8 protein-coding genes are annotated in these 9,653 nt (G+C 71.9%); 2 read left to right on the forward strand and 6 right to left on the reverse strand.

The window, feature by feature from the left end; genetic code table 11:
• The coding region (locus tag ACZJYS_RS19615; protein ID WP_493180025.1) for an O-acetylhomoserine aminocarboxypropyltransferase/cysteine synthase family protein at positions 1-1,288 on the forward strand (1,288 nt) is incomplete at its 5' end.
• Positions 1,285-2,286 (forward strand): porphobilinogen synthase, encoded by a 1,002-nt coding sequence (gene hemB, locus ACZJYS_RS19620; RefSeq protein ID WP_493180026.1) that lies wholly within the window; start codon positions 1,285-1,287, stop codon positions 2,284-2,286. The genes ACZJYS_RS19615 and hemB, both read left to right, overlap by 4 nt.
• Positions 2,287-2,356: 70 nt before the next feature.
• Here the strand turns inward: hemB and ACZJYS_RS19625 are convergent, their stop codons facing one another.
• The 6 genes from ACZJYS_RS19625 to ACZJYS_RS19650 form a co-directional block, all read right to left on the reverse strand.
• Entirely contained in the window at positions 2,357-3,310 is a 954-nt protein-coding gene (locus ACZJYS_RS19625) for an aldo/keto reductase (protein WP_493180027.1), read from the reverse strand.
• A 125-nt stretch (positions 3,311-3,435) separates the two neighbouring features.
• Complete coding sequence (locus tag ACZJYS_RS19630) at positions 3,436-4,584, reverse strand: alpha/beta hydrolase (RefSeq protein WP_109516062.1); 1,149 nt, start codon at positions 4,582-4,584, stop codon at positions 3,436-3,438.
• Positions 4,585-4,739: 155 nt separating this feature from the next.
• Positions 4,740-5,942 (reverse strand): CaiB/BaiF CoA transferase family protein, encoded by a 1,203-nt coding sequence (locus ACZJYS_RS19635; protein ID WP_379650595.1) that lies wholly within the window; start codon positions 5,940-5,942, stop codon positions 4,740-4,742.
• A 132-nt stretch (positions 5,943-6,074) separates the two neighbouring features.
• The gene (locus tag ACZJYS_RS19640) at positions 6,075-7,397 is read right to left on the reverse strand and encodes an SLC13 family permease (RefSeq protein ID WP_493180028.1); all 1,323 of its coding nucleotides are present in this window, start codon (positions 7,395-7,397) and stop codon (positions 6,075-6,077) included.
• A 145-nt stretch (positions 7,398-7,542) separates the two neighbouring features.
• Entirely contained in the window at positions 7,543-8,892 is a 1,350-nt protein-coding gene (locus tag ACZJYS_RS19645; protein ID WP_493180029.1) for a malonyl-CoA decarboxylase, read from the reverse strand.
• A 137-nt stretch (positions 8,893-9,029) separates the two neighbouring features.
• On the reverse strand, positions 9,030-9,653 hold a 624-nt coding region (locus ACZJYS_RS19650), incomplete at its 5' end, for a GntR family transcriptional regulator (RefSeq protein WP_493180030.1).

Genomic DNA, 9,653 nt, shown 5'->3' on the forward strand with positions numbered 1-9,653 from the left:
TAACCCCGAGACCCTCGCCCTGCATGCCGGCTGGCGGGCGGACCCCAGCACCGGCTCCGTGGCGGTGCCGATCCACCAGACCACCAGCTTCCAGTTCCAGGACACCGGCCACGCCGCCCGGCTCTTCGCGCTGGAAGAGGGCGGCAACATCTACAGCCGCATCATGAACCCGACGCTCGACGTGCTGGAGCGGCGCATGGCGGCGCTGGAGGGGGGCGTGGCGGCGCTGGCGCTGGGCTCGGGCCAGGCGGCCAGCAGCTTCTGCGTGATGAACCTCTGCGCGGCGGGGGACAACATCGTCTCCTCCACCGCCATCTATGGCGGCACCTGGAACCTCTTCGCCAACACGCTGAAGCAGTTCGGCATCGAGGTCCGCTTCGTCGACCCGGCCGACCCGCAGGCCTTCGCCGCCGCCTCCGACGACCGCACCCGCGCCTGGTACGCCGAGACGCTGCCCAACCCGAAGCTGGAGGTCTTCCCCATCGCCGAGGTGGCGGCGCTCGGGCGGGGCATGGGCATCCCGCTGATCATGGACAACACGGCGGCGCCGATCCTCTGCCGGCCGCTGGAGCATGGCGCGGCCATCGTCATGCACTCCACCACGAAGTGGATCGGCGGGCATGGCAGCAGCATCGGCGGCATCGTCGTCGATGGCGGCAATTTCGACTGGGCGGCCCATCCGGCACGCTTCCCCACCCTGAACCAGCCCGACCCCAGCTACCACGGCGCCGTCTGGACCGAGGCCGCGAAGCCGATGGGCCCCGTCGCCTACATCCTGCGGATGCGCACCTGCCTGCTGCGCGACATCGGCGCGGCGATGGCGCCGATGAACGCCTTCCTCTTCCTCCAGGGGCTCGAGACGCTGCCGCTGCGGATGGAACGGCACTGCGCCAACGCGCTGCGCGTGGCGGCCTTCCTCGCCGCGCACCCGGCGGTGGCGAAGGTGATCCATCCCTCCGTGGCCAGCGGCCCGGCGCGGCAGCGGGCGGCGGCGCATCTGAAGGGCGGCCTCGGCAGCCTGCTCGGCTTCGAGCTGAAGGGCGGCGCCGAGGCGGGGCGCCGCTTCATCGAGGCGCTGCGGATGTTCTACCACGTGGCGAATATCGGCGACGCGCGCAGCCTCGCCATCCACCCCGCCACCACCACGCACAGCCAGCTCTCGGCCGAGGAGCAGGCGGCGGCCGGCGTCACGCCCGGCTATGTGCGCCTCTCGATCGGCATCGAGCATATCGACGACATCCTGGCCGATCTCGGCCAGGCCCTGGCCGCCGCCGGAGCAACAGCATGACCTCTCCCCTGGGGGCCTTCCCCGCCATCCGCCCCCGCCGCAACCGGCACGATGCCTGGACCCGCCGGCTGGTGGCCGAGCACCGCCTCTCGGTGGACGACCTGATCTGGCCGATCTTCGTCATGGAGGGCAGCGGCGGCATCTCCGATGTGGGCTCCATGCCCGGCGTGCAGCGGGTGACGATCGACCGGCTGGCGCAGCACGTGGCGCCGGCGGTGGAGCTCGGCATCCCCGCCATCGCCCTCTTTCCGATGACGCCGCCGGAGCGGAAGGACGCCGAGGGCACCGAGGCCACCAACCCCGAGAACCTGATGTGCCGCGCCTCCCGCCTGCTGAAGCGGGAGTTCCCCGATCTCGGCCTGGTGGGCGACGTGGCGCTCGACCCCTACACCGACCACGGCCATGACGGCGTGATCCGCGACGGCTACGTGGCCAATGACGAATCCCTCACCATCCTCGCCGCCCAGGCGGTGAACCAGGCGGAGGCGGGCATCGACGTCATCGCGCCCTCCGACATGATGGATGGCCGCGTCGGCGCCATCCGGGCCGCGCTGGACGGGCGCGGGCTGATCCACACCCGCATCATGTCCTACGCCGCCAAGTACGCCTCCGCCTTCTACGGCCCGTTCCGCGACGCGGTGGGCTCGGGCGGCGCGCTGAAGGGCGACAAGAAGACCTACCAGATGGACCCCGCCAATTCCGACGAGGCGCTGCGCGAGGTGGCGCTCGACCTGGCCGAGGGCGCGGACATGGTGATGGTGAAGCCCGGCATGCCCTATCTCGACATCGTCCGCCGGGTGAAGGACCGCTTCGCCGTGCCGACCTACGCCTATCAGGTGAGCGGCGAGTACGCGATGATCATGGCCGCCGTGCGCAATGGCTGGCTGGACCACGAGAAGGCGATGCTGGAAAGCCTGCTGGCCTTCAGGCGCGCCGGCGCCGATGGCGTGCTGACCTATTTCGCGGTGGATGCCGCGCGCAAGCTGCGCGAGCGCTGAAAGGCCGGGGGAGAAGGAATTCTCCCCCGGGCCCCCTCATCTTCTTTCTGTCAGCAAGGCAAGGGCGGCGTCAGCCCACGGAGGCGCGGTCCAGGCGCTCCATGTCCTCCTGTTCGAGCCGGAGCGCCGTCGCCGCCAGCAGCTCCTCCAGTTGTTCCGGCTTCGTCGCGCTGGCGATCGGCGCGGTGATGCCGGGGCGCGCCATCATCCAGGCCAGCGCCACCCGCGCGGGCGTGGCGCCGTGCCGCGCCGCCACCGCGTCCAGCGCCGCCAGGATGCCGAGGCCGCGCTCGTCCAGATACTTGGCGACACCCTGGCCGCGCGGGCTCTGCCCGAGATCGGCCTCCGAGCGGTACTTGCCGGTGAGGAAGCCGGCCGCGAGGGAGAAATAGGGAATCACCCCCAGCCCTTCCTCCTGGCAGACCGCCTCCAGCGCCGCCTCGTAGCGCATCCGCTCGGCGAGGTTGTAGTGCGGCTGCAGGCTCTCGTAGCGCGGCAGGCCGAGGCGGGCGCTGGTCTCCAGTGCCTCCCGCAGCCGCGGCGCCTCGTGGTTGGAGGCGCCAATGGCGCGCACCTTGCCCTCCCGGATCAGTTCCGCGAAGGCGCCGAGCGTCTCCTCCAGCGGCGTCTCCGGGTCGTCCTTGTGCGCTTGGTAGAGGTCGATCCGCTCGACGCGCAGGCGGCGCAGCGAATCCTCCACGGCGCGGCGGATATAGGCGGCGGCCAGCCCCTTGCGGTCCGGCGCCAGTTCCATGCCCACCTTGGTGGCGATCACCACCTTCTCCCGCCGCCCGCCGCCCTGGGCCAGCCAGTTGCCAATCACCGTCTCTGACTCGCCGCCCTGGTGGCCTGGCGCCCAGACGGAATAGACATCGGCGGTGTCGATGAAATTGCCGCCCGCTTCCACGAAGCGGTCGAGCAGGCGGAAGCTGTCCGCCTCGCCCGCCGTCCAGCCGAAGACGTTGCCGCCGAGGCAGAGGGGCGAGACGCGCAGGCCGGAGCGGCCGAGTTCGCGCAGTTCCATGGCGGAATCTCCTTCCTGTCAGCCGGTCAGTATTGGCGCTTCCGGCCGGATGGGAAGCGCCGGATGCGCGGAGGGCGGCCCCCTGGCCGGGAGCCGCCCTCCGCAGCCAAGTCAGGCGCCGTGCCTCAGCCGCGCGGCACGGGGCGGCGCGGCGGCTGCGGCGGCACGATGGTCGGCGCCGGCAGGGCGAAGGCGGAGCGCAGCTCGCCCGCCATGAAGCGCTGTGCCTCGCCGGCACGGGCCAGCAGCTGCGGGTCGGCGCCGAAGAACTCGTGCGTCACGCCCGGGTAGTCCTGCGCCACCACCTGCACGCCCGCCGCGCGCAGCTTGTCGGCCAGCATCATGCCGTCGCTGCGCAGCGGGTCGATCTCGGCGGTGACGATGACGGCCTTGGGCAGGCCGCGCAGCTCGGCCCGGCCATAGACATTCAGCCGCGGGTCCTGCAGCTCGGCCGGGCCGCTGGTGTACTTCTCGACGAACCAGCGCATCATCGCCGCGTTCAGCGGCTTGGCCATGGCGTTCTCGCGGTAGGAGGGCGTGGTCATGTCGGTGCCGGCCACCGGGTAGATCAGGCCCATCGCCACCGGCAGCGGCGCGCGCGCCTCGCGGGCCGACATGGCGGTGGTGATCGCCAGGTTGCCGCCGGCGCTCTCGCCCACCACGGCCACGCGGGAGAGGTCGGCGCCAAGCTGCGCCGCGTTCTGCACCGCCCAGATGTAGGAGGTGTAGGCGTCGTCATGCGCGGAGGGGAACTTGTTCTCCGGCGCCTGGCGGTAGTGCACCGAGAGCACCACGGCCTGCGCCTCGGCGGCCAGGGCGCGGGCCGAGGCGTCGTAGGTGTCGAGGTCGGCGATGACGAAGCCGCCGCCATGGTAGTAGACGATCAGCGGCAGCAGGGCGCGCGGCGGCTGGCCGGCGCGCGGCGGCTCCACGGGGCTGTAGAGGCGGGCCATCAGCGGCCCGGCATTGCCCGGGATCTCCAGGTCGCGCACCACCGGCAGCGGGCGCGGCGCGACGGGCAGGCCCTGGGCGCGCAGCCGGTGCTTCACCGCGTCGGCCATGCCGGGCTGGCGGCGCGCTTCCTCGGCGCTCAGCGTCTCGATCGGCTTGGGGTTCAGCGCCTGCAGGCTCTCCAGCAGCGCACGCATCTGCGGATCGGCCTTGCCGGTCGGGTCGGCGGGGGGCAGCGGCATCGGCTCGGTGGCGCAGGCGGCCACCAGACCGGCCAGGCCCATCGGCAGCAGCAGGCTGGCGCGGCGGGACATCATCGTCATCAGTATCTCCTCGGGAGCCACCCGCGTGTCGGCGGGCGGCCTTGCGAGGGCGGAACGTCAGGCCGGCGCTTTTGGTTGCCCGGCTCCCGCTTGCGGCCCGGAGCGGGAGGAGGCGCCGCCGCCCTCCCCCGCCCCGCCTGTTCAGACGATGAAGCTCAGACGATGCCTCCCTGGCGCATCGCCGCGATCTCCGCCTCCGAGTAGCCGAGGCCGGAGAGCACGCTCTCCGTGTGCTGCCCCAGCACCGGCGCGGCGGAGCGGTAGTCGGGCGGGGTGGCGGAGAGCTTCACCGGGTTGGCGATGACCTTCACGCTCTCGCCCGAGGCGTGCGGCATCTCCACCACCATGTTGCGCGCCACCACATGCGGGTCGGCGAAGACATCCTTCAGCGTGTTGATCGGGCCGCAGCCGATCTTCAGCGCCTCCAGCTTCTCGATCCACTCCTTGGTGGGGCGGGTCTTCGTCACCGCCGTCAGCGTCTCGGTCACCAGCGCGCGGTTGCCGACGCGGGCGGCGTTGGTGGCGTAGCGCTCGTCGGCCAGCAGGTGCTCCAGCGCGAAGTTCTTGCAGAAGCGCTCGAAGGTCGGGTCGTTGCCGATGGAGAGCACCATGTAGCCATCGGCGGTGGGGAAGACCTGGTAGGGCACGATGTTGGGGTGCTGGTTGCCGAGGCGCGGCGGGTTCTCGCCGGTGGCCAGGTAGTTCATGCCCTGGTTGGCGAGCCAGGCCACATGCGTGTCCAGCATGCCGATGTCGATCTGCTGGCCCTGCCCCGTCGCCTGCTTGTGGCGCAGCGCCGCGAGCACGCCGATGGTGCCGTAGAGGCCGGCGAACAGGTCGGCCACCGGGATGCCCACCTTCTGCGGCTCGCCCTCCGGCTCGCCGGTGAGCGACATGACGCCGCCCATCGCCTGGATCAGCGCGTCGTAGCCCGGGCGCGGCGCATAGGGGCCGGTCTGGCCGAAGCCCGTGATCGAGCAGTAGATCAGCCCCGGATACTTTTCCTTCAGCTGCTCCCAGCCGAGGCCGTACTTGGCGAGCGCGCCGACCTTGAAGTTCTCGACCAGGATGTCGGCCGTCTCCAGCAGCTTGTGGACGATGGCCTGGCCCTCGGGGCGGGCGATGTCCACCGTCACCGACTGCTTGTTGCGGTTGACGCCGACGAAATAGGCGCTCTCCCGCGTGTTCGGCACATAGGGCGGAGCGAAGCCGCGGGTGTCGTCGCCCGCCTCGGGGCGCTCGATCTTGATCACCTCGGCACCCAGGTCGCCCAGCATCTGCGTGCAGGTGGGGCCCGCCAGCACCCGGGTCAGGTCCACCACGCGCAGGCCCTTCAGCGGGCCGGTCGGCTCAGTCATCGCTTCTGTCTTCCGTTTGCTGTCAACACTTACCACGGGTCGGGCGGCGTCGGCCGGCTTTCCGGCCACGCCCCATCAAGCCAGAAGCGGCGGCGGAGGGCCAGCCCACCCAAGCCGCTTCCGGCATGCCTCTCACAGCCAGCCGGGCACGATCAGCACCGCCCAGGCCAGCAGCGGCCCCGCCACCACGACCAAGCCGCTGTAGACAAGGAAGCGGCGGAACAGCTTCTCCCGCTCGCCCTCCGGCGCGTTGGCCAGCACCAGCGCGCCATTGGTCGAGAAGGGGCTGACATCGACAATGGTGGCCGAGATGGCCAGCGCGGCGATCATGCCGACCGCCCCCACCTCGCCCCCCGCCAGGAAGGGCACGGCGAGCGGGATGATGGCCCCCAGCACGCCGGTGGAGGAGGCGAAGGCCGAGACCACGCCGCCGATGTAGCAGAGCAGCAGCGCCCCCAGCAGCGGCGCGCCGAGGGCCACGACGCTGCCGCTCACCAGATCGACCGCGCCCGATTTCTGCAGCACGCCGACATAGGTGATGACGCCGGCGATCAGCAGCACGGTGGACCAGCTCACCTTGTCCACCGTGCCCTTCTGGGATTCGGGCGCCACCAGGGCCAGCGCCACGGCCACGGTGATGGCCATCAGGCCGACGTTCAGCCCGAAGGCGAGCGAGCCGATGCCGAGCACGAGCAGTCCCAGCAGCGTCAGGCCGCGCTGGGCGTCGAGGGCGGGCACGGCGTGCGGCTCCGCGCCCTTCGGCGCGGCGGGGGTGCCGCCATGGCCACGCACCGGCAGCGAGGGGCGGCCGCCTTCCTCGAACTCGTCATGCGCCACGCCGTCGCGCCGGCCGATCAGCCGGGCACCGCCGAAGACGAAGTACACCGCCACGGCGACCGCCAGGTTGAACAGCAGGCTGGCCAGGAACAGCACCATCTCGTCGCCCGGCAGCCCGGCACGCTCGACGATCTGGTTGGTGATGCCGCCATAGATCGAGATGGGCGAGAAGCCGCCGCCCTGCGCGCCATGCACCACCAGCAGGCCCATCATCAGCGGGTCGATGTTGTAGTGGCGGGCGAAGCGGAGCGCGATGGGCGCGATGATCGCCACCGCAGCCGGACTGACCGCGCCGATGGCGGTGAGGATGGCGGCGACGCCGAACATCACCCAGGGAATGGCGGCGATGCGCCCGCCCACCGCCCGCACCGCCCAGTGCACCAGCAGGTCGATGGTGCCGTTCTTCTGCGCGATGGCGAAGAGGTAGGTAATGCCCACCAGGGTGACGAACAGGTCGCCCGGGAAGCCGGCCAGGATCTGGCTGGCCGTCATGCCGACCGCGAAGACACCGATGAGGAAGGCCAGGGCGAAGGCCAGCGCGCCCATGTTGATGGGCAGCGCCGTGCCCAGGATGAACATCACGACAAGCCCCATCGTGGAGGCGAGAGCGGGTGACATGGTCTTGGATCGTTCCTGCGGCTGGACGGGGCCGATGGGCTGCCGGTGGCTTCTTGGCGCCTGTGCGTTGCGGAAAGGCGGCGCGGCGCGGGGCCGCCTTCCTGTTCGGTGCCCCCGGCGCCGCGCTGCCGCTTGGCCCGGGGCTTTAGGGCAGAACGGGCGGGCGGTGGAACCCTCCCCCGCCGCCTGTCCCGCCCGCCGGGGCCATGGCCCCGCGGGTCAGGAGGCGGCGGTGGAGGCCATGCTGGCCCAGCCGCGCGCCATTGCCGAGGTGGAAGCGCGCCACCGGGTCGATGTTGCCCATGCCGGTGTTGGGGCGGGTCAGGTACTCGGCGGCCAGCCGCATCAGCGGGCCGCGCAGCGCCGCCTCGCGCGCCGGGTCGCGCCACCACTCGCCCTCGGCCACCTGCTCCAGCAGCGCGGCGGTGGAGAGGGGCCCGGCCTCGGCCACGCTCTCCTCCTGCGCGGGCGGCAGCAGGGCGGCCAGCGCGCCCCGCTCCTCCGGGGTGAGGGCCTGGCCATCGCGGTCCAGCCGGCGCTTCAGCCAGCGGCGGAAGCCCGGCACGGGCGAGAGGGTGGAGAAGTGCTTCAGCCCCGGCAGGTCGGCCTTCAGCTCCTCCACCACCTGCTTGATCAGGAAGTTGCCGAAGGAGATGCCGCGCAGCCCCTCCTGGCAGTTGGAGATGGAGTAGAAGATGGCGGTGTCGAACCCGGCGGGCGGCTGCGGCGCCGGGTCGCGGCTGAGCGCCAGCAGCGGCTGGATGGCGCCGGCCAGCCCCTTCACCAGCGCCACCTCGACGAAGATCAGCGGCTCGCCCGGCAGGGCGCGATGGAAGAAGCCGAAGCAGCGCCGGTCCGGCGCGAGGCGGCGGCGGAGGTCCTCCCAGCCCTGGATCTCGTGCACCGCCTCGTAGCGGATCAGCTTCTCCAGGATGGCGGCGGGGGTGTCCCAGTCGATCCGGCGCAGTTCCAGGAAGCCGCGGTTGAACCAGGAGGTGAAGAGGTGGCGCAGGTCGGAATCCAGCGGCTTCAGCGCCGGCTCGCGCTTCAGCCCGGCCAGCAGCTCGGTGCGCAGCGCCACCAGCGCGGCGGTGCCGCCGGGCGCCATGTTCATCCGCCGCAGCAGCTCCTGGCGCGGCGGCTCGGCGCATTCGAACAGCGCCATGGCGCGCTCGGCCGAGGGCTCGGCCAGGTAGGCCTCGGCGGCGGCGCGCAGGCTCTCCTGGTCGGGCAGGAAGTTGCCGGCGAGGAAATGGCGGAAGGCGGCGCGGTCGCCCGCCTCCAGCGTGCCCAGCACCTGCAGCAGCTCGCGCGCCACGGCCGCGCCGGAGGCCTCGCCCCGCTCGGAGAGCAGCGCCATGGCCAGCAGCCGCGCGCGGTCCAGCGGCGGGGTGGCGGCGCCGGGCACGTCGGCATAGGGCCGGCCGCGATCGGCGATCCCGGACCAGAGCCGCTCGATCCAGGTGCGCGCGCCAAGGGTGATGGACAGCGCCATGGAACTTCCTCCCGCATAGCGGGGCGTGCTACCCGCAGCCCCAGGCCACCCAGTAGAGCGCAGGCCAGGCGGCACGGGAACCGGAAATTATGCGGCGCCCCGTTCCGCATGAACTTTTGTATGCAAAACTCCGCGGATCAGTTCGCTTCGCCCACAATTTCCCGGAGATCACCCTGCATGAAGCGCGCCAGCGCGGCGCTGGCGGAAAGCATGTGCGCCCGCATCAGCTGCGCCGCCTCGTCCCCTGCCCCGCGCAGCATACGCTCCAGCACCGCTTGGTGCTCGGCATAGGATTGCTCGATGCGCCGGTCGCCCCGGTACTGGGCGCGGCGATAGGGGGCCAGGCGCTGCCGCAGCCCCGCCGCGTGCTCGGCCAGCACGCCGTTGTGGGTGCCGCGGTAGATCAGCTCGTGGAAGCCCTGGTTGTAGGCATCATAGGCCGCCAGCGCCCCGGGCCGCTCCTCCGGGCAGGGGTGGAAGCCGGCCTGGAGCGCCTGGAGGGCGAAGCGCTCGGTGGCCGTCATCCGCCAGGTGGCGAAGCGGGCGCACATCGCCTCCGTCTCGGCCAGCAGCTCGAACAGTTCGCCCAGCCGCTCCAGCGAGACCCGCGCCACCCGGGCGCCCCGGCGCGGCGTGATCTCCACCATGCCCTGCGCCGCCAGCTCGCGCAGCGCCTCGCGCACCGGGGTTCGGGAGGCGCCGAAGCGCCCGGCCAGCGCGCCCTCGTCGATCTCGCTGCCGGGCGGCAGGCGGCCGGCGGT

The organism is Roseomonas sp. TS2 (assembly GCF_058833935.1).

Bases quoted from the DNA above. Each gene is read 5' to 3' on its own strand.
- hemB (WP_493180026.1), top strand. From the start codon at position 1,285: ATGACCTCTCCCCTGGGGGCCTTCCCCGCCATCCGCCCCCGCCGCAAC.
- ACZJYS_RS19625 (WP_493180027.1), bottom strand. From the start codon at position 3,310: ATGGAACTGCGCGAACTCGGCCGCTCCGGCCTGCGCGTCTCGCCCCTC.
- ACZJYS_RS19630 (WP_109516062.1), bottom strand. From the start codon at position 4,584: ATGACGATGATGTCCCGCCGCGCCAGCCTGCTGCTGCCGATGGGCCTG.
- ACZJYS_RS19635 (WP_379650595.1), bottom strand. From the start codon at position 5,942: ATGACTGAGCCGACCGGCCCGCTGAAGGGCCTGCGCGTGGTGGACCTG.
- ACZJYS_RS19640 (WP_493180028.1), bottom strand. From the start codon at position 7,397: ATGTCACCCGCTCTCGCCTCCACGATGGGGCTTGTCGTGATGTTCATC.
- ACZJYS_RS19645 (WP_493180029.1), bottom strand. From the start codon at position 8,892: ATGGCGCTGTCCATCACCCTTGGCGCGCGCACCTGGATCGAGCGGCTC.